General features: G+C 31.0%; 1 protein-coding gene and 1 pseudogene. Both read left to right on the top strand.

All coding sequences use genetic code 11. The features are described 5' to 3' along the window. Positions 1–39: 39 nt before the first annotated feature. Positions 40–411 carry a transposase gene (locus tag ACJJVY_RS00115; protein ID WP_116822553.1) on the top strand — a complete coding sequence of 124 codons (372 nt, stop codon included), beginning with the start codon at positions 40–42 and terminating at the stop codon, positions 409–411. A gap of 20 nt (positions 412–431) precedes the next feature. After that, positions 432–1,262, top strand: a pseudogene (locus tag ACJJVY_RS00110) (IS3 family transposase); the annotation flags it as partial. Between the last annotated feature and the right edge of the window lie 40 nt (positions 1,263–1,302).

The following is a 1,302-nucleotide window of genomic DNA, read 5'->3' as shown; positions in this document are numbered from 1 at the left end:
TGACCCGTCCTGAATAAAGGCTACATAATTTTAAACATTATGTACAAAAATGACAAAGTAATTAGACGGTATTCAGAACCTTTTAAACTAAAAATTCTTGATGAACTCAGTAAAGGTAAACACACAAAAAGCGAACTTTGTAAGCTCTACTCTATTGCACCCACAACGATTAATGAGTGGATTAAAAAGTATAATCGTAAAGACTTAATGAACACCAGAGTAAAAGTGGAAACAAAAGACGAAATATCTAGAATTAAAGCACTTCAAAAAGAGATTCAGCAACTTAAAAAACTATTACTTAAAAAGGATCTAGATACCATGGTATTAGATTCCTATCTTGAAGTAGCTGCTGAAGATCTAGGCTATAAATCTGTTGCTGAACTAAAAAAAAAGCTAAGTATAAAGCCTTAACCAAAGCCAAAGAAAAATCTAAGGGATTTGCCTCTTTAACCACTATAACTCATTGTTTTGGACTTAAACGTGATGCGTATTATAAATACAAATCTAGAGCTGATAATCGTTTAAAACTAGAACAACAGATTATTGAAATTGTTAGTAAAAGACGTAAATCCCTTCCTAGAGAAGGTGTGAGAAAACTTGTGAAATCATTAGATGTAAATTTTACTAAAGCCAATATTAAGGTGGGTAGAGACACTTTGTTTAATGTCCTTAGAAAACACCAAATGCTAACTCTTAGAAAGAAAACAAGTGCTAGAACTACTAACTCGTATCATCGTTTTTATAAGTATAATAACATCATAAAAGACTTAGAGGTTACTAGAGCTAATCAAGTTTGGGTTAGTGATATAACTTATATTAGAACAGTAAAAGGTTTTTGTTACTTAGCCTTAATAACTGACATGCATTCCAGGAAAATCGTTGGTTACGACCTTAGTGACAGCCTAGAATTAAAAGGTTGTGTAAGAGCTTTAAACAAAGCCATTTATCAAGCTAAAAACATTAAACAACTTGTTCATCATTCGGACAGAGGAATACAATATTGTAGCAATGTATATACACAAATACTTAAAAGAAAAAAGATAAATATTAGTATGACTGAAGAAAATCATTGTTACGAAAATGCTATGGCAGAACGCATAAATGGAATTCTAAAAGATGAGTTTTATCTCGACCAAACCTTTGATAACAAAGCTCACGCAAAGAGAGCTGCAAAAAATGCAATTAATTTATACAACGAAATAAGATTACACTTATCTTTAGGTTATAAAACACCGAATATGGTATATAAATTATCAGCTTAAAAATAAATTTTAACCTGTAGCCATATTTCAGGACGAGACA

It is taken from the genome of Polaribacter sp. Asnod1-A03, assembly GCF_045063585.1.
In the GTDB taxonomy this organism is placed as follows: domain Bacteria; phylum Bacteroidota; class Bacteroidia; order Flavobacteriales; family Flavobacteriaceae; genus Polaribacter.
This window is presented reverse-complemented; position numbering and strand designations above follow the sequence as displayed.